Source organism: Desulfogranum aggregans (assembly GCF_055398265.1).
Genome location: NZ_AP042447.1, coordinates 1,490,976 through 1,515,415 on the forward strand (window position 1 = coordinate 1,490,976; position 24,440 = coordinate 1,515,415).

The window sequence follows — 24,440 nt, forward strand, 5'->3', positions numbered from 1 at the left end:
TGCTCTTCTCTTTGCTTTCCTTGATTCTATTTTTTCATGCGCAGATGTTTGCACAGCTCATCGGCAATAAGTGGAGCCACGGAAAAAATCTGCAGGAGTTCATCGCTGCAGCATCCGGGATAGGTATCCGCACCGATAATACAGTTGATGCCTCTTTTCTTGAAACGCTTCCTGGCGTCACCGGCCAGCACCAGATGGGTGGCCATCACGGCCACATCAACTGCTCCCGCCTCATAGCAGCGATCAACAGTCTGCAGCATCGACCCTCCTGTGCGAATCATATCATCACAGATAACCGCTGTCTTTCCCTTCACCGCACTGGAAAGTTGACTGACGATGGTTCTGTCTACATCATATCGATCCTTGTTGGCGGCTGTATGGGGACAATCCAACAACCTGGCCAGGCGCGACACCCGTTTACTAAAACCATAATCCGGCGAGACCAGCACAAAATCGTCCAGTCCCAGTTGGCGAATTTTTGCTGCAGCATATCGCTCTGTCCACAGATGTTGGGTGCGGATCTCACCGGCATGGGCATGAAGTACTGCCTCGGAGTGAAGATCGATAAAGGCCACATAATTCGGTCGAGTACGAAAAATCTGCCGGGTACGGGTTATCCCTTTAGGAATCTCGCCGGATTCGGGCCTTGCCCTTTCCATGGTTGAATAGCCGAGATAGGGTATCACGACATTCACCGACAGAGCATTCCAGTACCTGGCACCGGCTATGAGGTCAATCAGCTCCTGTTGCCCTCTGTCATCGGGCGTTGAGGCGATGATGACCACATGTTTGCTTGCCACTTCTGTCGGAAAGGCATGATACAGTTCACCGTCGGCAAACTGTTGCCGTATCATTTCTGTTCGCTCTACCCGCAGCTCACGGGCTACAGCCTCAGCGAGTGACGCGGCTGCCTCGTTATTGATAAGGAGCAGATTGCCTCGCTTCGCCATGTCCCCTCCTTACGGCTGTGGTTATTTTTCGAGTGCACTGATAATCGCATCACCCATGGCTGCAGTTGTTACCGGCGTCAGCCCGGATGTGGCTATGTCCATTGTCATTATCCCCTGCTCCAGACTGGTTGCAACGGCCTGTTCAATGGCAGCGGCTGCCTCCTCCTGTCCCAGGCTGTAACGGAGCATCATGGCGGCTGAAAGGATCTGGGCAATGGGGTTTGCCTTTCCCTGTCCGGCAATGTCGGGAGCCGAGCCGCCTGCAGGTTCATACAGTCCAAATTTTTCCGCATTCAGGCTCGCGGACGCCAACATGCCCATGGAACCGGTAATCATGGCGGCCTCATCGGATACGATGTCGCCGAACATGTTGCCGCACAGCATCACGTCAAACTGGTGCGGGTCGCGAACGAGCTGCATGGTGGCATTGTCAACGTAGATATGATTGCACTCCACATCCGGATACTCTTTGGCGATCTCGTTCACCACCTCCCGCCACAAAACCATAACCGTCAGCACGTTTGCCTTGTCAACGGAGGTCACCTTTTTACTCCGCACCCGCGCGGCTTCGAAAGCCATTCGGGTAATACGCTCGATCTCCGAGCGCCTGTATACCATAGTGTCCCAGGCCTTTTCCTCTGCTCCGCTCCCTTCCCTTCCCTTGGGCTGGCCGAAATAGATACCAGAGGTCAATTCACGAACCACCAGCACATCAAAACCGTCCCCCACGATATCTGCTCTGAGGGGACAGGCAGCGACAAGGGCAGGAAAGACCTTTGCCGGCCGCAGATTGCAAAAAAGGTCAAAATGTTTTCGCAGAGGCAGCAGGGCTGCTCTTTCCGGTTGCTCTTCGGGCGGCAGATGCTCCCATTTCGGCCCCCCGACTGAGCCAAAGAGGATGGCATCGCTCTGTTGGCAGACCTCCAGAGTAGCCGAAGGCAGAGCCTCCCCATGATTATCAATGGCTATTCCACCAACATCTGCGGCGGTAAATTCCAACGAAAAATCAAATTTCCGCTGCACAGCCTCCAGCACTTTCAGGGCCTCAGCCATTACCTCCGGTCCAATGCCGTCTCCGGCCAACACCGCAATCTTGCTCCTCATCCCACTCCTCTTTGCCTCTCATTGGTCGTAAAAACCCCTGTCTGCATCATTGGAGGTCGCACATCCGCACCATAAATGATGCAGAAGACCACCACCAACAGTTAAGCAGGTAAGTGCACCCACTATGCTACAGGGACATATGCTCGAATATTCCCACTCTAGTAACAGATAACTCCTGAAGTTACCAGTCTGAAAAAGGTACGGACTCGGTCGAGTCACCCGACATCGACACCGGTGCCCTCTGCGCTCCACCTCTGACCTGCCGGAGCTTTGTCGCTGTCGCCTTTGTTCAAACCAACCAGCCCGATGACCCTTCCAGCTCCGGAAAAAGGCAAGCGGTAGGTGATCACCTCAACCAGCCGGTAGGGTTGGGCCGTCTGCTTCACCACCTGTACACTCTCCTCTTTGGCTGCCATGAGTATTGCCTGAGCGCCGTACTCAAGAAAAGGGTGCAGGAGAGACAGCGCCTTTGCAGGGGCGGCAACCGCCCTGCTGGTCACATACCTATAGGGACGTACACCTTTAGCTGTAAAGGATTCAACCCGATCGGCAATAATCTCGACATTGGTCAGCTGCAGGGTCCGTACAACGTGACGAAGGAAGGAAACCCGCTTGAGTCGCGGCTCCAGCAAACTGACCCTGACCTCCGACATCACCGCGGCAAGCACAAGTCCTGGGAAACCAGCTCCCGTACCGACATCGAGCAGGCTGATGTCGCCACCCCTGTGTCGGGCGAGCAAAGGATAAAGGGTCAGCGAATCAAGAAAATGCTTCTCGATAACCTGCTGTTCATCGGTACTGCGGGCGATGAGGTTGATCCTTTTGCTCCATTTCTGCAGTTCCTGGAAATATTGCAACAGGGATGCCAATTGCGATGGGCCCAAATCCACGCCCAACTGTGCCGCTCCCTGCTGTAGGGTGGATCTACTTTTCACGGTTTACCCGTACAGTCACCGATTGACGATGGGCTGTGAGCCCTTCCAGGGTGGCCAGCCGCTGAATGTGCTCTGCATCATTGCGCAGGGCAGCGGCAGAGTAGGAGATGATGGAGCTTTTTTTCAAAAAGGTCTCCACCCCCAATGCCGAAGAAATGCGGGCAGTCCCCATGGTAGGAAGTACATGATTGGGACCTGCAACGTAATCGCCGGCCGCCTCGGGGGTATGTGGTCCGAGAAAAATTGCTCCAGCATGACGAATGTGCGGCACCCACGCCCACGGGTCGTTCACCTGAAGCTCAAGGTGCTCACTGGCGATCTGGTTGGCAATATCAATGGCCGTCTCCAGGTCGGCAACCATGAAGATGGCTCCATGATCCCGCAGGGCCTTAGTGGCGATGGCAGCCCGAGAAAGGACAGCCAGCTGTTTTTTCAGCTCTCTTCCGACCTCTTCCGCAACCGCAGCAGAGGTGGTGACCAGTACTGCTGAAGCCAGCTCATCATGCTCGGCTTGAGCCAGCATATCTGCAGCGATGAAGGCAGGAACAGCTGACTCGTCGGCAACGATGAGCACTTCACTGGGTCCGGCGATCATATCGATGCGTACCCGCCCCATCACCTGTCGCTTCGCTTCGGCCACATACTGGTTGCCTGGCCCGACAATAACGTCAACCCGGGGAATGGACCGGGTGCCGTAGGCCAGGGCACCGATAGCCCAAGCAGATCCGGCCTTGTATACCTCCTCAACCCCGATTTCCCTTGCGGCAACCAGCAGGGCGGAGCTAATGCGCCCCTGGGCATCGGGCGGAGTCACCATGACCCGGTGCTTGACGCCGGCAATGGCGGCTGGAATACCATTCATCAGCACCGAAGAAACCAATGGGGTCGAGCCGCCCTGCCCTCCAGGAACGTAAAGTCCGGCAGAGTCTACCGCCCGCACCAGCCGACCGGTAATGGTTCCGTCCTCACGGGTCAGCATCCAAGAGTCTTCCATTTCCCGTTCGTGAAAGGTCCGAATTCGATCCGCGGTAAACCGCAGGGTCTCGAGAAAAGCCTCATCGACTTCCGCATAGGCCTGTTCAAACTCAGCCGCCTCGACCCGCAGGGATTCCAGAGCCAAATTCGGTGCATCAAACCGACGGGTATAGTCAAGGACAGCGTCGTCCCCCTCGATGCGAACTCGTTCGAGGATCTCGGTCACCGCCTTTCGACAGTCAGCATCGGCTTCAACAAACCGGTTACCCAATTGGGCCAGTCGCTGCCGGCCCTTATCTCCGGCTGCATCTATTATATCCAACATGAAGCTATCACTCCTCTTCCAATTATCAGCACCCTGCGAGGGGCTAAACAGTATTATCGGCAGACATGCTCATCCACCGTGACGATGAAACCATTTTTCCAGGTCTGCTGCAGTAAAGGTACGCACCACTGGTCTGCCATGGGGGCAGTGAGAAAAAACATCACTTTCCTCCATCTGCTGCAAAAGGCTGAGCATCTCCTGCGGCTCAAGGGTATTCCCGGCCTTTATTGCTGCTTTGCACGCCATGGAGGCCAACAGGTCATCAACCATGGTTGCAACGATTTTGTCGCTGCCTGTCTTTCGTTCCTCGAGCATTTCCAGCAGATCGTAGACCAGTGTGGCCGGATCAAGCACACGCATACTTGCAGGGACGCTCTTGATCACCCAGGTGGAATCTCCAAAATAATCAAGTTCCACTCCAAGCTCATTGATTTCAAGGTGATGCCGCTCGATTGTTTCCATATGATCCGGACCGAGCTCTATCGTTACCGGAAAAAGCAAGTTCTGCCGGGGAATCTCTTTTGCCAGGTATCCCTGCTTGAGTTGACCGTAGAGGATACGCTCATGCGCTGCGTGCTGATCTATAACCACCAATTGTTCGTCTTTTTCACCAAGCAGGTACAGCGAAAAAAGCTGTCCGATGAGTCGCAGTCCGGCAAATGTCTTCTCCCTGTCATTGGCTCCGGAAAGGGTTGACGACGAGTGGCTTTCTCTGTTTGCCGGCAAGGAGGAGGCGGAAGCCGCGGGTGCTGCGGCCAAATGATCGCTTGGCCCCCCTTGTCGCAAAGGGGAATCAGCCTCCTTCTCTTCGGCTGGCGTCGATGGATGCAGCACATGTTGATACGGCTCTGGTTCGGCGACCTGCAGAGGAGAGGGAGCTGCTGTCGCGGTTTGCTCCGCGTTTGCCTTCACCTGGGGACCAAAGAGCGTTTCACGGGTGTGCTCCTGGTGACGGCAGATAGCCTGCCGAACCACGGTACGGACCAGCTCATATACATGGCGATGATCGCGAAAACGAATCTCCCGCTTTGCCGGATGCACATTGACATCGACCATTTCAGGGGAAACATCCAGTAATACCGCGCCAGCGGGCTGGTAACCCTTCATGAGGAACCCCTGAAGGCCATCGACCACCGCATTGCGGATTATCCTGTCCTGAACAGCGCGCCCGTTCACCAGTATCCGCAGGCGTGCGGACCTGGCCGGCGCAGTTTCTGGCAGCAGCAGGTAACCTCCAACATGGGCATCGTCCGGTACGGCTGCCCCGGCATGCTCCAGAGACAGTAATTTGCCGGAATACCGAAAAATATAGCGCACCCTGGTTTCCAGATCACTTCCAGGAGGGCAATCAAGGACTGTTCGCCCGTCAACCTGCAGGGTAAACCCTAACTCAGGGAGTGCAAGCGCCTGGTTCTTTATCACTTCTTCAATATGGTGCGTCTCGGTTCGGGCGGACTTGAGAAATTTTTTCCTTGCCGGAACATTCCCGAATAGGTGACGTATCTCAACAATTGTCCCATTTCTACAACCATCCTCGTGGATGGCGTGCAGTTTTCCATACCGGACCTCGGCACGGGTGCCACTTTCTTTGCCCTCAACGCGTGAGAGTAGGGTCATGCGCGCCACGGATGCGATGCTGGGCAGTGCCTCACCGCGGAAGCCCAAGGTGGCAATAGCTCCCAGCTGGCTCTCTTCCGCAATCTTAGAGGTTGCATGCCGCTCCAGGCATAAAAGCACATCATCCTCCACCATGCCGCAGCCATCATCGACGACCCGTAACAAGCGAACCCCGCTGCCCTCTACCTGGACGTCAATCTGTCTGGCACCGGCATCTATGCTGTTTTCGACAAGTTCCTTTACCACCGATGCTGGACGCTCTACGACCTCACCGGCCGCAATTTGGTTGGCAAGATGTTCTGAGAGGATGCGAATGCGTGACACGACAGCCAGAGTATAAGGAGGTGAGCTTTGATGATGCTCAACACAACAATTCGTGGTAGAGAACGGCTACACGCTGGGCCGGCAGTGGCCCACGCAGCCGAAAAGGTATGCAACAGTTTACTTTTCAAACCCTAACATTACATACTCTCTGCGCACTTGTCCACCAAAGCAAAACAAAAAAAACGGTCCGCTTCGGTAAAACGAAAACCCCGCAAAGTATACGGGCATTCCCACCTGTGCGTATATCTGCTGCTCCTCGGCGCAGTTGCGACCATCGTTATCGGTTCCGGGCTCGCCTGGTTCCTCCTGCTGGACATCCCGAATATCCGCACAGTGGAGGATTACCGGCCCCAGGTTGCCACCACGGTATTGGACCGGCACGGGAAGCCGGTTGATGCCATTTACAGGCAGTACCGAATCATCACTCGCCTTGAAGACATGCCCCCACTTTTGCCCAAGGCTTTTGTCGCTGCTGAAGACAGCCGATTTTGGGTACACCAGGGGCTTGACGTGTGGTCCATCCTCCGTGCAGCGATCAACAACCTTCGCTCAGGTCGTCGAAGCCAGGGCGGCTCGACGATTACACAGCAGGTAACGCGCTCCCTGATGCTGTCGCGGGAAAAAAGCTATTCCAGAAAAATAACGGAATCGATCCTGGCCTATCGGCTCAACAAGGTCCTTACTCGGCAGGAAATCCTCTTCATCTATCTCAACGAAACCTATCTCGGTGAAGGGGCCTACGGTGTTGCAGCAGCCGCCCGCCGCTATTTCGGAAAATCGGTCAAAGAGTTAACCCTGGCAGAAATCGCCCTTTTGGCAGGCCTACCTCAAGCGCCAAGCCGTTACTCGCCGCACAAACGTCCTCAGGCAGCCAAAGCCAGGCAACGCTATGTCCTCAACCGCATGGCCGAAGATGGCATCATCTCCTCCGGAGCGGCCCGTGCGGCATATAGTACGCAGCTACAATACCGGCCACCTCAGCACAGCAAACAGGTTGCCGGATATTTTACCGACCATGTCCGCACCCTGCTGCGCCGCACGTATGGACGGGAAGCCCTCTATGGAAAAGGCTTGACCGTCGTCACCACTCTTGACAGCGACATGCAGGAAAACGCCGTCAAGGCGATCAGCGCAGGGGTCAGTGCCATCGTCACCCGACAAGGTGATCCCCCGCCCCAAGGGGCGCTGGTCGCCATGAACGCACAAACCGGCCGGGTCAGAGCCCTGGTGGGCGGAACCAATTTCCAGGAAAGCCCGTTCAATCGGGCGACCAACGCCAAACGACAGCCGGGCTCGGTGTTTAAACCATTTGTCTATGCCGCAGCTTTTGAACAGGGGCGACGACCAAATGATACCATCACTGACGCACCGCTCACCATTCGCAACCGGGACGGATCAGTGTGGAGCCCGAAAAATTACGCCAATCGCTATGCCGGGCCGACCACACTGACCGAGGGCTTTATTCATTCGCGCAATATTGTTGCCATCAAGCTTCTACAGCAGACCGGTCTGCAGCCGGTTGTCCGCCTTGCGCGAAATGCGGGCATCAACGCACCGCTTGAACCAGACTTGACGCTAGCGCTCGGCTCCTCGCCGCTCTCCCTGCTGGAGGCTACCAGTGCCTATACCATGTTTGCCAACCAGGGTCGGTCAATCGAACCGGTATTCATTACCAGTATTCGCGACCATAATGGACGCCGCCAAGGCTGGCCACAGTCACGTCCCAGGCCCGTACTCTCTGCGGAAACCGCCGCCACCATGCACCGCCTGCTCACCCTCGCTGTACAACGGGGAACAGGAAAAAAAGCATCAACTATAGCGCATGCTGCAGGAAAAACAGGCACCACGGACCACAACACCGATGCCTGGTTCATCGGCTACTCAGGCCGTCTCCTGACCGGAGTCTGGCTCGGCCATGATCGCAATCGCCCCCTGGGCAGGAGTGAAACAGGTGGAAACAGTGCCGCCCCGGTATGGACAACATTCATGAAGCATGCTCAGCCACGCTAGAGCCTCCTGCAAATGCGGAAACAGAGAGAACGGTGCGGGTGCAGATCATGAGGTTCCACCCCTTCAGTGAAGGGAAGGGTGAACACCTTGATGAACAAGCAAAAATGGGGTAAAGCAATGGGGAATGTTCTGCAGTGTCCAGCTTCAATTCCCTTTTGCTCAGGAGGCACTCATGGTTGACATCATTATTGGATCGGTCCAGCCAACCGGACCGCCGGTTAACAAACCGGAAAGCAGTACCGTTACGGTTGAAGCGGAAATCCTTCATGTCAGGCCTCCACGGCAACGGATTTCACGTCCTGAAGGAAAGGAGCGGAGGAAACAATTTCGCCAGGATCCCCACAACGGCCAGGTACTGACGGTGCTGGTACCCAACGGCACCGCCCTCCCCAAGGACCTCGACGGCCGCAAATACAAAGTAGTCATGCGAATCATGAAAAAATAAAAGCCCTTTTTCGCACAAGCCGGCGAAAAAGGGCTCCAATAACGGGTAAGGCTGTTGATCGTTCAGAAAGGCTGCATCACCCAGATTCCGCAAGGACAGGTATCAGCGCAAAACCCGCAGGCAATGCATTTATTGTCATCTGAGACATACTCATAGTTGACACCGTCAGCACCTTTCAACTTTTCCTGTCGACTGATGGCATTGGTCGGGCATATTGTCTCACAGAGGTGACAATCCCGACAAGAACCGCAGCTGAGGCATCTTGCCGCCTGTTGGTCCTCTGTAACGGGAACATCCCGCTCAGGATCGTAGTGGGCAATGGTGAGATCTTCGTATTTGATGAGCCGCTTATTGAATGGAAGCCACTCTTCTCCTTTGATCTTGGCGATAATATACTCGGCTGTACGCTTACCGGCTCCAAGGGCATTGGTCGCTAGTCCAGGCCGTTCGACATCCCCCACTGCAAAAATTTTCTCATCGCTGGTACGTCCGGTTTCATCGCTCTTGATCCAGGTCCCGCCGGCAACCTCCACCAACTCAACGGAATCTGGCAGAAACGGCAGACTGGGAATATCACCAATAGAAATAATCACCGTTTGTGCCGGAATAAGGGTTCCGTCATTGGTGACGAGTCCCTCCTCAGTAACCTCCTTGGTCATAACCGGCCACCTGAAGGTTGCCCCAAGCGCCTCGGCAGCATCACGCTCCTTGCCAAAGGCAAGCGGTTTCTGAATATCCACCAGGGTCACCTGCTCAGCACCCAGACGGTAGGCCTCGGCGGCCACATCGCAGCCGACATTACCGGCGCCGATGACCACAACCTGCTTGCCTGTAACCATGGGAGTATCGCTTTTGGCGGCCTTGAGGTAGTCCAGTGCGGGAATCACCCGTTCATGACCTGGAAACGACAGGGTTTTCGGTTGATGCGCACCCACACCGATTACCAGGTAGTCATATTCCTCCTTGAGCGCCTCCACCTTTTCCTTGGTAAGCGTAACCCCGAGATGAACATGGATATTCTCATATTTGAGGAAGCGTTCGACCTCCATTTCCCAGACAGCCTTGGACAACCGTTCCCAGGGAATAGTCTGGGCAAGCTTTCCGCCAAGCACGGTATCTTTTTCAAAGATATCAGCGGTCACACCGTGCATTGCCAAATGCCAGGCAACGGCCATACCGCTGGGCCCACCGCCGATAATCGCCACCTTACAGTCGATTGCAGGTTCCGGCTCCGGCGGGTCTACAAGCTGCACCGCCCTGCCAAGGACAGAAACATCGATACTGTAGTCGAGCTTCTCCCGGGAACAATTCTGAACGCAGAGGTTCGGGCAGATGGTGCCGCACACCGAAGCCGGAAAAGGGGTATAACGAAGGAGCATCTCATAGGCCTCCTCATTGCGCCCTTCCCGAATCATCCGCAGACGGTCAATGGTGGGAATATGGATCGGACAATAAAAGGTGCAGGGTGCAGCCGAATCACGATTGGCCCACCAGGGCTTCTTGCGCCGCATGTCCCCTGTCTCAACCACCCCGATAACGCTCCGCTCCAGGGTCGGCGCCAGATCACGCAACGGGTCGCCGCCGGCAAACCCCTGCTTCCAGATACGTCGTCGAAACTCCTCCATCGGCATGGGCCCGGAAAACATCAAGGCCCGCTCCTGAGGCGTGATGGCGTCAAGCACCTGCCATTCTTCCCGCACGGAGAGCGTTTCCAGTAACTCCGGACGCCCAATGGCATCAAGATAGGCCGGGAGGTTGTTACTCAGCCACTGCCAATCTTCATCACTCGGATCGGAAAGTTTGGCATTTGTTCGAGAATAGGAATCGTCGGTTTTCCCGCGAAAAAAGATCTTCCCGCCGACCATCCCCACGCAGGGACGATACCCGAGAACATTGTCCGGGTTTTTGGCCTCTACGCCGCAGACAACGCCGATGCCGCCGCAGTTGAACTCTGCAAAAGTATCCCCCACCGAACCCAGGATCCACATCTCCGGTTTGTCATAGTCGGGGTTCCACTTGGTCATGGTAAGTCCACGGGCACCAATGGAGCCGCCGACCATCACCCTGCCGGCTGCCATGGCATTGCAGACACCATTGGTTGCGTCACCTTTGACGACTATATCAGCACCAATATTCAGGTATCCTACATCATCAGAAGCCGATCCTTCACATACGATGGTCGCACCAGGCATCCCCATACACCCAAGTCGCTGCCCCACCGGTCCCTTGACGGTAATATGCAGTGGGCGCTCCAAGGAACCAAGCCGCATGCCTATATTGTGCTGTCCAAAAGACTCAAGGACCAGCCTGTCGGCTCCGGCTGCAGCACCGCGAATCTCCTCTTCAAACACTTTCGAGGAAATCCGCCGGTTGTTTTCATCCATACCGCGAACGGTAATTACATGTGCATTTTCTTGACTCATAACAGTAACGATCAGCAGATATAGTTAATTTTCAGCCGTTCAGCAGCAGCGGCATCATCAATTCCCAGAGCGTCGGACATGCCAATAGGCAAACTTTGAGAACGACCGAGCGGAGCCATAATTTTCTTGATCTCGGTCCGTATTCCCATGAAGGTATCGACTACCCGCTGCGCCACGTCATCGGGATCAAGACGCCTGTAGAGCTTTTCATTCTGGCTGGTAATCCCTTTCGGACAAATCCCTACATTACAGACATTGCAGCGTCCGATTTCATTGCCCAGACATCCGGCCGCAGCCTGCATGATATATTTGCCGATATGCACACCAGAAGCACCGAGCATGATCAATGCCATACCGTTCTGGGTAACATTGCCGTTCTTGCCCACGCCGCCTGCAGCAAAAAGCGGAATCTCATTCTGTTTACCCTGAGCGACGAGGTCAAGGTAACACTCCCGCAGGTTGGATGCCACCGGATGGCCCGTTGCCTGCATGCTGACATCATAGGCAGCACCTGTACCTCCGTCGATACCGTCTATCATCAACCCGGAGGCATAAGGATTTCGAACCAGATTATTCAACACCGCTTTGGCGGAGGTTGAACCAGAGATCTTGGGATACACCGGTACTCGGAAGCCGAACGCCATGGACATGGTCTGAATCATTTTCATTACGCTCTCCTCAATGGAGTAGAGCGTCTGGTGAACCGGCGGAGAGGGCAGATCCACCCCTTCGGGTACACCGCGCAGCCGGGCTATCAACTTACTTACCTTGAACCACATCAGCAGGCCGCCATCACCGGGCTTTGCCCCCTGGCCGTATTTGATCTCTATCGCAGCCGGATCACATTGCATCTCAGGGATGGCTCGAATAATCTCATCCCAGCCGAAATAGCCGGAGGCGATCTGCAGAATAATGTATTTTAAAAAGGGTGATTTCAGCACCCATGGGGGACAACCACCTTCTCCGGTTGCCATGACCACCGGAATCCCCAGCACCTCGTTACAGTAAGCAACGCCCTGAAGCAGGCCGAGCCACATATTCGGAGAAAGGGCGCCAAATGACATTGAGCCGATAACAAAGGGAAAAATTTCGCGGGTTGGTGGAATCCACTCCCCCTTGGCGTTGCGGGAAAGATACTCTTCCGGTGAAAGAACCCTGCCAAGAATTGTATTATAGTTGAATTCATGGCGCCCGGCATCCAGGGCGGGGTCGGTCAGCATGGAAATACGGTCAAAGGAAATGCGGTCCAGGATGGTTGCACCAGTGCTATTTCTTCGTCCACCACGCTTATAGGCCTCACCTTTTTCATTATGAAGAAAATGAGAGCGGTTCTCATTGCTGTTGGGCTCAGGACCGATAGCCTCATTGGGGCAGACCTCTGCACACATGCCACACCCGATGCACCGCCTGGCGATGTCGGTCCTCTGCCGAATTCCTACAAAATGGCGATACTCATTTCCGCGCTTCTTCTTGAGTACATCAAGCTTGGGAACCCGCTGTCTTCTGTACGTCAGGTAAATGGCGTTTTTCGGACAGACCGAAGTACATCTGCCGCACAGGGTGCAGCGATCTTCCCGGTGAGTAATGATCCACGGGAGATCATGATAGGTTAAGCTGCTTGGGGAAGTGTAAATGGATCGAACTGAGACCATATCTTAAGTTCCTTTCGTTCAGGTGGTATAATGACAGTGTGTTCCCGCATTGGCTGAAAATCCAGGCGAGGATCGCGATCAGGTACAAGCGCATCGACACCGCACATTTCCGATGCAATAGCCCAGGCGCCTGGCCTTCCGCCGACGGTGGCCGGACGCAGCTTTTTCTGGTCCATGACCAGCATGCACGTCTCGTCCGGAAGAGTGCCGATTACCGCATTAGGGCCGTCAATGATAAGACGCCGACAGGCGGTGCGCAGCCCCTTGAGGAATTCGCCCTGTGGGTGGCGATCGAGTTCTTCACTCTTGAGGGGGGTGATAACATGCTTGTAGACTTCAAGCGGCAGTCCGAGGACTTTTGTCACATAATGCAGAATATGGGTAAACACTTCGGAGTCACTGTGGTAGCCCATATACCCTGGGATCTCACGACCCTCCAGGTATTCCTTTATCGGAATAAAGGCAGTGTTCTCCCCATTGGTCATAGTGGAAATGCCTTGGATAAAGAAGGGATGACAGGCATAGAGGTTAATGCCATAATTGGTATTCTGCCTGCCCTGGGCCATGGCCACTCTGGCCCGGATTCGATTATCATCAAGTCCGAGTCCGTCACCTATCTGGAGCGGCCACCCCACCTCCTTAATCATAATGACATCATGCCATAAGGAAAATACCGTCAGGTCGCCGCCATTTTCCTCACCATTTTTGCGAAGAGCAATGCGTGTAGCTGTCAGTTCGTCTTCCTGCTCCTGCTTGTTCATGGTGTTCCAGCGTTCTGGCACACGATATACCCGAACGACATATTTGAACCGGTCACGGGAGCGCTCCTCGATTATGCCCTTTCGACGTTCAAAGTCATGCTGGTATCTAACCTCATACCCCGCATCAGCCATGAAATCAGCCATTCGATTGAATGCTTTTTCCGTATGGGCGATTCCGGATAAAATGACGTGACGGGGATGCAGTTTGAAATCCTCAAAATGAATCCCCCGAAGCAACAGACCGAGACCACTGCCGTCATATCCCTCCTGCATGGCCTCCATCGCATTGAGGACTTCGTAAGGGGAAAATGGTTCATCTGCGCTTTTTAAAGCTAATCGGCACATGCATTACTCCTGAAAAATTCGTTCTTGGAAGCGGATTTGACCAGGAAAACTGGTAATATATACAAGCAGATGCAATTCCTGAGACAGGGGATGTCTCATGAAAAAGAGCTGAGTTGCAAGCACAAAAAGTTACAGAACCTCAGCAACCTTGTCAAGCAGAAAGGATAATCAGCCCGATAACAAGTAAATATAAAAACAGAAAAAGAATGCTGTGGTGGAAGAACCTCCGAAATGGAGGTAACGTACGGATTTCCATCCCGCTCTGCAGACAAAACGGGATGGAAAGAGAATTATTTATCAAAAACTTTGGAAATTGTTTTTGCCTTGTCCACTTTCTCCTGGATGGCAGTAATTTCGCGGGCTCCTGGCAGACGTTTTTTCATATCCAGGCCCAGATCTTCCGCCTCGTTAAGCCCCTGTTTAAAGGAACCGATAGCCTTTCCCAACCCTGATCCGATTTCAGGCAGTTTTTTCCCGCCGAAAATAAGAAAAGCTATTCCAAAGATTACAAGCAGTTCAGGTGTTCCCAATCCAAACATGGCGGTCCTCCTGTGGGGTTTGACTAACCGGTGGGCATTGTTTACGCTTCCGGATCTTTTTTGTCGTCCTCAATGGACTTTTTCTCCTCTTCCTGCTTGGTGGCATCTTTAAAATTCTTGATGCCTTTGCCGATGCCGCTACCTATTTCAGGCAACTTCCCTGCACCAAAGATAATTACGATAATGACCAGAATTATTATTAATTCAGGCATTCCAAGGCCGAACATATGGATACCTCATGAAGTTGACTTATAGTTAAACTTGGCAATACTAGCACTTCCTGCAATAGGCTGTCAACCAGCATTGCGCTGGGTTCCGATCCTCAAGGCCATTTCCTGTATGCGAGAAAGAACCGCGGCCTCGTCAATTGTCCGTAGGTGCCGGTCATACATCACCACCCGACCGTTAATGATGGAATGAATGACATCCCCTCCCCTGGCTGCATACACCAGGTGGGAGACGGGATTATAGAGGGGGGTAAGATGCGGCTGATTCAGATCAAGGACAATACAGTCTGCCCGCTTCCCCTCCTCCAGAGAACCGAGAGAGTCGGCAACGCCCAGCACCTCCGCTCCTCCGATGGTTGCCGCACGAAGGGTTACAGTCGCATCCATGGCGGTTGGATCCATGCAATGCACCTTGTGTACTTTGGCAGCTGTATTCATCTCGCCAAACATGTCCACATCGTTGTTGGATGCAGCCCCGTCGGTGCCGATTCCAACCTGGACGCCTGCAGCGAGCAGGCCAGGTATCGGCGCCACTCCTGAGGCCAGCTTCATGTTGGACTCCGGACAATGGGCAACCCGTACGCCCTTATCAGCCATGAGCGCTATCTCCTCATCAGATACCATCACACAGTGGGCCGCCACGACATTGTTACGCAGTACACCAAGCTGCTCCAGATGATAGACCGGTGAACAGTCGTATTGTTTCTTACACGCGGCTACTTCATCGTGATTTTCAGCAAGATGAATATGATAAAGGCAATCATGGTCTTCGGCCATCACTGCCAAACGTACAAGCAGGTCAGGCGAACAGGTATAGACTGCATGCGGATCTATGGTTACACGGATCAGTTCATTGGTCCTGAATTCCGCCAACAGGTCATTTGTATAAGCGAACCCGTTTTCCAATGCCCCGTAATTGGGCGAAGGAAAATCGTAGAGCACTTCGCCGATCCAGGCACGCATACCCGCGAGTTCAATTGCCCGTCCAACGTCCGCGGCAAAAAGGTACATATCGCACAGGGAAGTCGTACCGGATTTGATCATTTCACACAGGGACAACAGGGTGGAGTGATAGACCATGTCTCCGGTCAGGGTTGCCTCAACCGGAAAAATATACTCCTGCAGCCACTGCATCAGCGGGAGATCGTCGGCCAAGCCACGAAAACATGCCATGGCTGCGTGGGTATGAACATTAATCAACCCTGGCATGATCAACCCGTGTGGCTCATGGATGGTCTGGTCTGCGGTGTAGTCGGCAGCAATATCTTCGCCCTTACCGACGGCGACAATCCCCCCCTTGCTGATGGCAAGGGCTCCATCACGGATGATGCTTCCCTTTTTATCCATGGTCACCAGGTAGCTGGCGCGCAGGATAAGATCAACCTGTTTTTTCATAGCGTAATCCCCATGAGAAAGGAGTGCAGCATTTTGCCCAGCCGGGGACCTGCCTGTGCTGCCGCGCTAATAATGTCATCGAGCAGAATGGGCTGAAAATTGTCGGGATCGTTGACATTGGCGACTACCGAGATGCCGACTACCCGCAAACCGGCATGAATGGCGACAATCACCTCCGGAACCGAGGACATCCCCACGGCATCGGCACCGATCATCTTCAGGTAACGGGTCTCAGCCGGTGTTTCCAGGCTTGGTCCGGGTATGCACACATAGGTACCTTCACGAATATCTTCAATACCTTCAGCAGCAGCGGCAGCCAGCACCTCTTTTCGCATGGCAGGGTCATAGGGACAGGAGAGATCGGGAAACCGTTCGCCCCACTCTTCAACATTGGGCCCCCGTAGAGGATTCTCAGGCAGGAAATTGATATGATCAGCAATCACCATCATCGACCCAGGACGAAAAGCACTGTTCAGTCCGCCGCTGGCATTGGTGATAATAGCAAGCCGTGCGCCAAGAAGGGATAACACCCGGATAGGGAAGGTTACCTGCAGGGTGGAGTACCCTTCATAATAATGAAACCGCCCCTGCAGCACAGCTACCTCTTTTCCACCGAGTCGGCCGAAGGCCACCTTGCCGGCGTGACTGGCTACCGTTGAACGGGGGAAGTGAGGAATTTCCCCATAGGTTAGCGAAACCGCATCTTCCATGGCTAAAACCAGATCGCTTAAACCGGTACCTAACTGAATAATGACCTCCGGCATCCGCTTCAGCCGGACCTGCAGAAAGGTGACCGCTTCCTCGACCTGCTCTCTGTATGTCGCCATTATCCCTTACCGAAGCCCATGCTGTTCGAGGAAAGTGCGGACCACCTGGGGGTCTGCGTCAATGACCTCGCACCGGGTTTGTTTGTCCGCCAGGTCAGCCAGCGGAGGTGGAAGTTGCGGTTCTTCCCCGATGGCCTTGAATACGGCGTCGCCGAATTTTGCGGGGTGTGCGGTGGCCAGGCAGACCACCGGTCGATCGGAGACGCGACAATCCATGGCCGCCTTGACCCCGACAGCCGTATGGGGGTCGAGCAGGTAGTTCTCCTGCTGATAAAAATCACGTATCATGGCAAGGGTTTCCGTTTCGGAAACCGAGCTGGAAAGGAAATCTTTGCTCACCCGTTCCCGAAAAGCGCTGAGATCAAGTGCTCCGGTTCGAGTAAAATTATCCATATCCTGTTTGACCTGGCTGCCGTTTTCGTCTCGGAGGTAATAAAGATAGCGCTCAAAATTGGAGGCTATCTGAATATCCATAGACGGGCTGCTGGTGGCCATCACCGACCCTTTGGAATAATCCCCCTTGGTCACAAACCTGGTCAACAAATCATTGGCATTGGTTGCCAGAATTAACTTATGGATGGCGCCGGGGGGCAGCAGCCGTTTGGCAATGTACCCGGCAAAAATATCACCGAAATTGCCTGTTGGAACCGAAAAATCAATGGTGGATGCACCTTGCTTGTACAGCTTCAGGTAGGCAAAGACATAATAGACGACCTGGGCCAATACCCGTGCCCAGTTAATGGAGTTAATCGCGCCGAGATGATAGCTGTCCTTAAATGCCAGGTCATTAAACAGGGACTTGACAATGGCCTGCGCATCATCAAATGTTCCTCGAACAGCCAGGTTAAACACATTGGGGTCCAGCACCGTGGTCATCTGCAATGCCTGAATAGGACTGGTGCGTTGGTGCGGATGGAGGATAAATATATTGATCCCCCGCTTACCTCGCACACCGGCAATCGCTGCACTGCCGGTATCGCCGGAGGTTGCCCCCAGAATATTCATTTTCCCGCCGGTACGTGCGAGCTGGTACTCAAAAAGATTGCCCAGGAGCTGTAGGGCTACATCCTTAAAAGCAAGGGTGGGGCCATGAAAAAGTTCAAGAATATAGAGGTCGCCACGGCGGGTCACCGGCGTTACCTGTGGATGGGTAAAAGCGGCGTACGCCCGGTCCACCATCTCTTCAAGGTCTGTTACCGGTATGTCATCGATAAAAAGAGAGAGTACCTGCACTGCGAGTTGCTGGTACGGCAGATTCTGCCACCCGGCGATCGTTGCGGAAGAAACAGATGGTAAAGACTGGGGAAGCAGGAGCCCTCCGTCTCTTGCCAGCCCCATCATCACCGCATCCCTAAAGCCAATGGGGTCTATCCCTCCCCGCGTGCTCATGTATTTCATAGTATTTTCGTCCTGATATGTGCTGTTCTCCGATGGCCCTTGCAGATACACGGAGAAAGCATATGGCTCTTCCTGTTTACAGCGCTATGGCAGCTCCGCCTGCCACAGTCAACAGCTGCAGCTCAGGAGTTTTCCCCGGTCAGTTTTTCCACATCCATGCGCGGCGCATCGTGCCACAGACCCTCCAGGTCATAAAACTGACGGCTCTCGTGATAAAAGATGTGAACCACCATCTCACCGAAATCCAACAACACCCATTTCCCATCACGCAGTCCTTCACTGTGCTTGGTGCTCACTCGTTTGGACCGCAATTCACCTTCAATGGCTTCAGCTAACCCCTGTACATGACGGGTCGAACGTCCGCTCATTATGACAAAAAAATCGGTGAACGAGGAAATTCCCCGTACATCAAGTACTACCAGGTCTTCAGCCTTGGCATCAGCGGCTATCCGTGCAGCCACCCCTGCCAGCTCTTCTCCACCTTTCTCCTGGTACCCTTTTTTTAACTGTCTCATCTTTTCCTCATCGGACCGATAGTCAACGGTCCCAGTTGTTCTGCCTGTATGCGCAACCTGCTTTCTTGTCTCAGTCAGCCCGCTTGCCTGCAAGTGGGCTGCTCACGCCATCGGTTGCGCAGCTGCAGTGTTATTCCTTATTTTGCAGAAGCCTTTTCGCCGCTCTTACTGCCTTTTCGTGGCTTTCGCGGAGGAAACTCAAAGCTTATTTTTCCCTTGTTGTCGAGCAGGAGGTAGGCATCAAACGGTCTCTTTTTTTTGGAAATAAACCCCTTGATAAGTTGGGTTTTTCCCTGACTGAGCAGCTGACGGATATGCTCCGGCTCAAGCGTGCTCCCCAGGATCATCTTCGAAATCCGTAATCCCTGCTTTTTATCCCCTTCCAGCGCTGACTCGGACAGGTAGCCCACGGGTGTTTCAAACACCCGGGTCTGGTCTACCGGTGAAATACCTAGTGGTTCCTGGGAAGTAATAGATTGAATATCAAGCTCTTCGGTAGAGTCAGTGAATAGAAATTCCACTTTGGAGTTGTTGATGCGAACGGCGGCAGTAAACGATTTTCCGCGCTTGGACCGAAAATCATCAAAAGGGCCAATGGTCCGTCCTCTGATCAGATCGACAATTTCCGCTTCTGTCATCACCCGGCCACCAAGGACTTTACGAATGACCAACTTCTTATCCTCAGATTCGTACGCAGTAGCGTTTTCAAAAAACCTGCGTCCATCAACCGGCGAAAAGGGTGCTTCTGTTGCGGTTGCCTCTTCACCTGTTTTCACCTTCTGGACTATACTACTGGTCATATCGCGAATTTCTCGCATGAACTGCTCTCTGGTCATATCACCGTGGAGAATGCGATTGAGTTTATACTCCCATTCTCCTGTCAACTCCGGTGAGGCCAACACATCAATCTGCCTTGCCTCAAGCAGGGAGAGCAGCTCTATCGCCTTTCCGGTGGGGACCAGTTCACGCTGTTCGCGAACGATATATTTTTCGTTCAGCAATTTCTCTATAATCGAGGCCCTGGTGGCCGGCGTGCCCAGCCCCCTTTCTTTCATAGCCTCGGCAAGTTCCTCGTCATCCACCAGTTTTCCCGAGTGCTCCATGGCCGACAGGAGCGTTGCCTCGGAATACCTCGGAGGCGGCTTGGTCTCGCTCTTAATCATTTCCACCTCCCGGCAATGAACCGCTTCGCCGTTGGGCAACGGCTGGAGTTCACTTTTTTCCTCTCCCCCACCGCTGACGCCATACACAGCACGCCAGCCGGGCTCCACCAAAATCTTTCCTTCGGTGAGAAAAGTTTCTGTTTCAACCACGGACAATCTTCTGGTGTTGTGGTAGACGGCAGGTGGAAAAAAAACTGCCAAAAATCGCTGTACGATCATCTGGTAGACTTTCAGTTCCGGCTCGGAAAGCGATTTTGCCAGCCCAGTGGTAGGGATGATGGCAAAATGGTCGCTGACCTTCTTGTCGTTGAAGATACGCTTGTTCTTCTTCAGATAGCCTTTCTCAAGAGCCTCTTTGGCAAACCGTCCGAATTGCCATTGCTGCTGCACCCCCATGACTTCTTTCACGGTGGGCAGATAATCCTCTGGCAGGCAGCGGCTGTCTGTCCTCGGATAAGTGATCAGTTTGTGTTTTTCGTAAAGTGCCTGCGCCAGAGACAGCGTGTTTTTGGCACTAAAGCCAAAACGACTGTTGGCCTCACGCTGGAGCAGGGTGAGGTCGTAAAGCGGGGGAGCGCCTTTGGTGGACCGTTTGCTGGTTTCCTCTACCTCAGCCGGCTTATCGGTGCAGGCGGCTACGATGGCCTCGGCTCGTTTGACATCCCACAACCTGGTTTGACGACCGTGAGGCTGATGCTCATCCTTGGTAAAGGCGGGATCAATCCACATTCCCTCATAGGTTACGTTGTCGGCAGTAAAGGTGCCGCGGAGTTCCCAATAGGTGGTAGGGGTAAATGCTCTGCGCTCAGCCTCGCGTTTGACCAGAAGCGACAGGGTCGGTGTCTGCACCCTCCCGCATGGTGTTTTTCTAAAACCGCCAAATCGTGAATTATAGCAAGTCAGGGCGCGCGTCGCATTGATGCCAATCAACCAGTCTGCTTCCGAGCGACAAAGGGCCGTGTCCTCCAGGGGTCGCATTTCCTGGTCGGATCGAAGGTGCGAAAGCCCTTCCCGAATTGCCTCCTGGGTCATGGAGCGCAGCCACAGTCGCTGAACATGCTTATTTTCTACTGACTTGCTCCACGCCTGTTTGAGAATATACTTAAATATCAGCTCACCTTCACGCCCGGCATCACACCCGTTGACAATTACCGATACATCCCGTCGCCTAATCAGCTTGCTCAGGGCGTTAAACTGGCTTTTTGTGCCCGGCAGCACGGTCAAAGGGAATTTCTCCGGAAGAATAGGCAAGTTGTCCAGGGTCCACTTCTGAAAACTCGGGTTGATTTCCTCCGGGTAGGCAATGGATACAAGATGACCAACGGCATAGGAAACAATATAATCGTCGCTCTCAAAATGCGTTTTGGATTTGGTAAATTTTCCCGGTAACGCTTTGACGATATCGGAAGCCACACTTGGCTTTTCTGCAATTATAAGGGTTTTATCCATTGGATTGGCTCAAGATAATAGTGGACCTCAGCACGACGCTCGCGCTTTTCCTGACACGGACAGTATTGCCTGAGAAGAAGTAAGCGACATGCGGTTCTTTGTCAACGACCAAGAAAAAAAGCGGAGTATTGACTCGACAATTTAGGGACCGGCAGAGAGAAAACGGTTGGACGGAAAGCGTGTGGCACAGGGCGCTAAAAAAACAGGAGCGGCCAACGGCCGCTCCCTAGTACGCTTATGTATACATCGACAAGCTGTTATTCCTGCAACGGTGTCTGCTGCAGCTGGTCCATCAGATCGGCAAGCTGCTTGTTTTTATCAGTGAGCTCCTGCACGAGCTCGGTATTTTCCTGCTCCAATTCCTGCAGGGCATCCTGCTGATCGCCTATTTTACCCAGCAGCACATCCATGTTGATTTTCACCCGATCAAGTTCTCGGCTGGTCTCTTCAAGTGCAGCATTTTTTTCTTCAACAATCTGCTCCAGACCAAGAATCTGGGCTTGCGCAATCTCAAAATCCATTGACAGCTTGGCGAGCATCTCCTTTTCTTCCTCAGCAGCAACGGTCTCCTGCTCCTTGGACGCAGTGATAGTTTCCCGGGCCGCAGTCAACTGCTCCTGGACAGCGTTAAGCTCCTCCTGGACAGCGGTCAGCTGCTCCTGAAGTTGCGCTTTTTCCGCTTCAGCTTTCTCTGCTGCCGCAGTCAACTGCTGCAGTTTTACCGCTTCCGCCTGCTGTGCTTTTTTCACTTCTGCCAGTTCCTGCTGGAGGGTCGAGGCCTCTTTACTTGCCTGAGCTCCCATCTTCTGTTTGGCTGCAACAGCCTGCTGCAGGTTCTTGATCACCGCCTGTTGCTGAGCTAGCTGCGCTTCAAGCCGCTTATTCGCCTTGCGCACCCCTACAAGCTCTTCTCTCGCCTGCTTGAGCTTTTCAACCTTGGCGCCAACTGCCTGTTTGGTTCCCTGAAGCTCCTCTATCTTTGCTTCCAGTTCTGCAACCCGTGGATCATCGGCCTGAATAGCTTCAGGCTCAGGCTCGGCAGGAACTACGCTTTCTTCGGACTTCAACGCCTCCAGTTCCGTGTTGACAGCATTCAGCTCCAAGCGCAAGGATTGTGCCTCACGACTGTTTACCGATCCCCAGATAGAGCAGATGACCAGTAATGCAATTAACCCACCGATAAGTAAGTTCCTGTTCTTCTCCATAATGTGCATACTCCTGTAATTAGTTTCGGTCTGTGAAGGAGAGTGTCTTGGTCCACTCGTTCCACGTATTCTTCATCAAGGCAATGATGTCGAGGGCTAAGGGGTGTCGCCTACCGTCGCTGGTGCAGTGAGCAAGGTCGGATCGATACGCTGTATCTCTTCCTCTATCCTTTCCAGATTCCTATTGACCTTTGCATTGAGTCCTGCCTGCGGATATTTGATCAGGATATCCTGGAGCAATTTTCTCGAGGCAAAAAGCAGCTTGGTTTTGCTTTCGATATCTCCGGTTCGGGTAGCGCGCATGAAAAGCTCTGCGGCCCGCTGTCGATCCTCTCCGGCAGCAAGCCTAGCGGCCTCATCAATGCGCTCCTGTGCTTTGGGACCATACGATGTGGCGAGCAGGCTGGAAAACACCTCAATGGCCTGATCATATTCTCTGGCTTCCAGGAGCAACATGCCATTGTTCCAGTCTTCCTGTAACTCCTGCTCCTGCACCAGCCGATCGGTTTCAAGAGAAATGGACTCCGCGGTCAACAGCTGTTCACTTTTCCGGCGCAGCATTTCCTGTTGCTCCGGGGGCAGAACATCTTGAGGAACCCGCTCCACCAACAGCAACGCTTCCTGAAACTTTTTTTCTTCGGACAATTGCTCGATCCGGCTCAATACTGTCGCCAACCACGTATCTGCCTGGGCCTTTGCCGCTTCCAGCAGGACATCCACGTTGGAGGCTACCGGAGAATAGGGATATTTTTCTATGTAGCGCTGGGCTTGTTGTACTACGCCATATCCATCCCGGTCAGGGTTATATCCCAAATGGCTTTTCAACAGCATGGCGTAGGCAGCCACCTCTTCCTGCTGATAAACATTTCGTTCCAAGGCCTGCAGCTGCTGTTGCGCCCAATCATTTTTCCGGGCCAGCGCTTCATACACCGTGTTTATTTCAGTATATTTACTGCGCGCACCATCATACAACTCCAGACCAAATTCAAGGTCAGCCAGCAATTGCATCAGGCGAAATTCCCACTGTGCCTGATCATTTGTACGAATACTCGTTAAAAGATCAGCGAACACCCTTCGCGCCTCTGCCTCACGAAGCGTTTTCAGCAACGACTGCCCATAAGCAAAGGTCGTATCAAAGGATGGAACCTGCCCTGCCTCCAGAGGCAAGGTTTCGTAGAGAGAGATCACCTCTCCATACTCACCATCGGTATAGGCTTTTTTTAGCAGCAATTCCTGTGCATACAGGCTCCTGGTCATTATCGGGGTACCGGATGATGGAATAATGGCCTCGCCAGCCATCAGCTCGCTGCACTGCCCCTCCAGATAGGCGATATCCTTTTCACTGATGCGCAGCAGAGATTCTCCGGCAAGAAGCTCGGCAGCCGCAAGTTCATCCTTTTGCAGCAATCGCTGATGCAGGGCATTGTACTCGACCAGCACATCCTGCAGCTGGACACGACAGTCACTCAATGTATTAAGCGTTTCCTGCGCCGTTGAGAGCGATGCCGTCTCAGCCTGAATGGTCTTCAGCTTCTCCAGCTTTTGTTCATAGGCGTATATACGGTCATTGATAAGCGTCAATGTCGGCAGAAGGACATCCTTGACCTCCATCACCGGTGCAACGTCCTCCTGCACCTGGGACTTTTCTGCAGGTAGCGGGCCGTCGACACCCATTGCCGCTTTTTCACGCTGCTGCCGGGAGGCATAGGGGTCCACCATCCGTTTCTGCGCTACACAACCACTCAGCAGAAGGATGCAGCAGGCAATTGCCGTTGTCCACCTTTTTCCTTTCCCAGGAAATGTTTTGTGACGTATCATTGAAAAATCGCGTATATATTGGTCGTATCTGCTCCGGA

At 53.5% G+C, this 24,440-nt stretch carries 19 protein-coding genes; 2 read left to right on the forward strand and 17 right to left on the reverse strand.

Annotation, left to right across the window (positions count from 1 at the left end; genetic code table 11):
* Nucleotides 1-26: 26 nt before the first annotated feature.
* The 5 genes from prs to mutL form a co-directional block, all read right to left on the reverse strand.
* The gene (gene prs / locus ACZ52Z_RS06810; protein WP_464269998.1) at nt 27-950 is read right to left on the reverse strand and encodes a ribose-phosphate diphosphokinase; all 924 of its coding nucleotides are present in this window, start codon (nt 948-950) and stop codon (nt 27-29) included.
* A gap of 21 nt (nt 951-971) precedes the next feature.
* On the reverse strand, nt 972-2,054 hold the full coding sequence (leuB, locus tag ACZ52Z_RS06815; protein WP_464269999.1) for a 3-isopropylmalate dehydrogenase: 1,083 nt from the start codon (nt 2,052-2,054) through the stop codon (nt 972-974).
* Nucleotides 2,055-2,269: 215 nt separating this feature from the next.
* Complete coding sequence (rsmG, locus tag ACZ52Z_RS06820; protein ID WP_464270000.1) at nt 2,270-2,989, reverse strand: 16S rRNA (guanine(527)-N(7))-methyltransferase RsmG; 720 nt, start codon at nt 2,987-2,989, stop codon at nt 2,270-2,272.
* Complete coding sequence (gene hisD, locus ACZ52Z_RS06825; protein WP_464270001.1) at nt 2,979-4,289, reverse strand: histidinol dehydrogenase; 1,311 nt, start codon at nt 4,287-4,289, stop codon at nt 2,979-2,981. The genes rsmG and hisD overlap by 11 nt, the downstream gene beginning before the upstream one ends.
* A 69-nt stretch (nt 4,290-4,358) precedes the next feature.
* Nucleotides 4,359-6,230 carry a DNA mismatch repair endonuclease MutL gene (mutL, locus tag ACZ52Z_RS06830; protein ID WP_464270002.1) on the reverse strand — a complete coding sequence of 624 codons (1,872 nt, stop codon included), beginning with the start codon at nt 6,228-6,230 and terminating at the stop codon, nt 4,359-4,361.
* A 156-nt stretch (nt 6,231-6,386) separates the two neighbouring features.
* Here mutL and ACZ52Z_RS06835 point away from each other — a divergent pair, with 156 nt between their 5' ends.
* Nucleotides 6,387-8,240 carry a penicillin-binding protein 1A gene (locus ACZ52Z_RS06835; RefSeq protein ID WP_464270003.1) on the forward strand — a complete coding sequence of 618 codons (1,854 nt, stop codon included), beginning with the start codon at nt 6,387-6,389 and terminating at the stop codon, nt 8,238-8,240.
* A gap of 172 nt (nt 8,241-8,412) precedes the next feature.
* Nucleotides 8,413-8,685 (forward strand): hypothetical protein, encoded by a 273-nt coding sequence (locus tag ACZ52Z_RS06840; protein ID WP_464270004.1) that lies wholly within the window; start codon nt 8,413-8,415, stop codon nt 8,683-8,685.
* Between the two features lie 62 nt (nt 8,686-8,747).
* Here ACZ52Z_RS06840 and ACZ52Z_RS06845 read toward each other — a convergent pair whose 3' ends face one another.
* From ACZ52Z_RS06845 to ACZ52Z_RS06900, 12 genes are all read right to left on the reverse strand, one after another.
* Nucleotides 8,748-11,108 carry an FAD-dependent oxidoreductase gene (locus tag ACZ52Z_RS06845; RefSeq protein WP_464270005.1) on the reverse strand — a complete coding sequence of 787 codons (2,361 nt, stop codon included), beginning with the start codon at nt 11,106-11,108 and terminating at the stop codon, nt 8,748-8,750.
* A gap of 11 nt (nt 11,109-11,119) precedes the next feature.
* Nucleotides 11,120-12,760: a glutamate synthase-related protein gene (locus ACZ52Z_RS06850; protein ID WP_464270006.1), complete on the reverse strand. Its 1,641-nt coding sequence runs from the start codon at nt 12,758-12,760 to the stop codon at nt 11,120-11,122.
* Nucleotides 12,718-13,866, reverse strand: a complete 1,149-nt coding sequence (locus tag ACZ52Z_RS06855) for a class II glutamine amidotransferase domain-containing protein (RefSeq protein ID WP_464270007.1) — start codon at nt 13,864-13,866, stop codon at nt 12,718-12,720. Before ACZ52Z_RS06855 ends, ACZ52Z_RS06850 begins: the two co-directional genes overlap by 43 nt.
* Before the next feature lie 290 nt (nt 13,867-14,156).
* Nucleotides 14,157-14,405 carry a twin-arginine translocase TatA/TatE family subunit gene (gene tatA, locus ACZ52Z_RS06860; protein WP_464270008.1) on the reverse strand — a complete coding sequence of 83 codons (249 nt, stop codon included), beginning with the start codon at nt 14,403-14,405 and terminating at the stop codon, nt 14,157-14,159.
* A 41-nt stretch (nt 14,406-14,446) separates the two neighbouring features.
* Entirely contained in the window at nt 14,447-14,632 is a 186-nt protein-coding gene (tatA, locus tag ACZ52Z_RS06865) for a twin-arginine translocase TatA/TatE family subunit (protein WP_464270009.1), read from the reverse strand.
* 66 nt (nt 14,633-14,698) lie between these two features.
* The gene (locus ACZ52Z_RS06870) at nt 14,699-16,027 is read right to left on the reverse strand and encodes an amidohydrolase family protein (RefSeq protein ID WP_464270010.1); all 1,329 of its coding nucleotides are present in this window, start codon (nt 16,025-16,027) and stop codon (nt 14,699-14,701) included.
* On the reverse strand, nt 16,024-16,854 hold the full coding sequence (locus ACZ52Z_RS06875) for a purine-nucleoside phosphorylase (RefSeq protein WP_464270011.1): 831 nt from the start codon (nt 16,852-16,854) through the stop codon (nt 16,024-16,026). The genes ACZ52Z_RS06870 and ACZ52Z_RS06875 overlap by 4 nt, the downstream gene beginning before the upstream one ends.
* Nucleotides 16,855-16,860: 6 nt before the next feature.
* The gene (thrC, locus tag ACZ52Z_RS06880) at nt 16,861-18,252 is read right to left on the reverse strand and encodes a threonine synthase (protein ID WP_464270012.1); all 1,392 of its coding nucleotides are present in this window, start codon (nt 18,250-18,252) and stop codon (nt 16,861-16,863) included.
* A 122-nt stretch (nt 18,253-18,374) separates the two neighbouring features.
* On the reverse strand, nt 18,375-18,767 hold the full coding sequence (gene rsfS, locus ACZ52Z_RS06885; RefSeq protein ID WP_464270013.1) for a ribosome silencing factor: 393 nt from the start codon (nt 18,765-18,767) through the stop codon (nt 18,375-18,377).
* 137 nt (nt 18,768-18,904) lie between these two features.
* A complete protein-coding gene (locus ACZ52Z_RS06890) occupies nt 18,905-21,379 on the reverse strand; it encodes a DNA topoisomerase III (protein ID WP_464270014.1) in 2,475 nt (824 codons plus the stop codon).
* A 257-nt stretch (nt 21,380-21,636) separates the two neighbouring features.
* Nucleotides 21,637-22,584 (reverse strand): hypothetical protein, encoded by a 948-nt coding sequence (locus tag ACZ52Z_RS06895; protein ID WP_464270015.1) that lies wholly within the window; start codon nt 22,582-22,584, stop codon nt 21,637-21,639.
* A gap of 96 nt (nt 22,585-22,680) precedes the next feature.
* Nucleotides 22,681-24,402: a hypothetical protein gene (locus ACZ52Z_RS06900; RefSeq protein WP_464270016.1), complete on the reverse strand. Its 1,722-nt coding sequence runs from the start codon at nt 24,400-24,402 to the stop codon at nt 22,681-22,683.
* Nucleotides 24,403-24,440 lie beyond the last annotated feature (38 nt).